The organism is Vibrio sp. 1580 (assembly GCF_033340055.1).
In genome coordinates this window covers 1-547 of record NZ_JAWOVT010000618.1, presented here as the reverse complement: position 1 = coordinate 547, position 547 = coordinate 1, and the positions used below count along the sequence as shown (strand labels likewise).

The following is a 547-nucleotide window of genomic DNA, read 5'->3' as shown; positions in this document are numbered from 1 at the left end:
CCAATATTTCGTCCACCGACAATCGCAGAGACACTATCAGCAATCAGCGATTTATTGTGCATTCGGCGGTTCAGACGTTCGAAGTCACTGGTTAACGCAAAGATTCGTGCAGAACGGTATTGATGAGGATTGAACAGGCGTATTTCAATATTGGGGTGCGCATTTAGAGCCGCCATGACGTTGTCGTTGCGTTTTTGCATGTCATCAAGCAGCAGTCGGATTCTGACGCCTCGTTTGGCTGCTTCGTACAAACGCCAAGTGATCAGCTGGCTGGTTTCGTCACCGCGATAAATATAGTACTGAAGATCCAAGCTTTTTTGTGCGGACTCGATGAGAGAAGTACGAGCAAGAAGGGCATCGTGTCCTTGGTTGAGCGGGTAAAAGCCAGTGATGGTTTTAGGATCTTCGCCATAAGCTTCAAAGTAATGAGCCAGAACCGAATCTTGTTGATAGCCGAAATGAAAAGTTGTGGATTTCTCACTTGGCTGATTTGATTCGATTGATGAGCATGCTGAAAGCACTGAGAACATGGATGCGAAAATGAATT

Annotated in this window: 1 protein-coding gene; it reads right to left on the bottom strand. The window is 45.9% G+C overall.

Annotation, left to right across the window (positions count from 1 at the left end):
- A partial coding sequence (locus R7093_RS27475) for a phospholipase D-like domain-containing protein (RefSeq protein WP_411913265.1) occupies window positions 1-530 on the bottom strand: 530 nt, incomplete at its 3' end.
- Window positions 531-547: the final 17 nt, after the last annotated feature.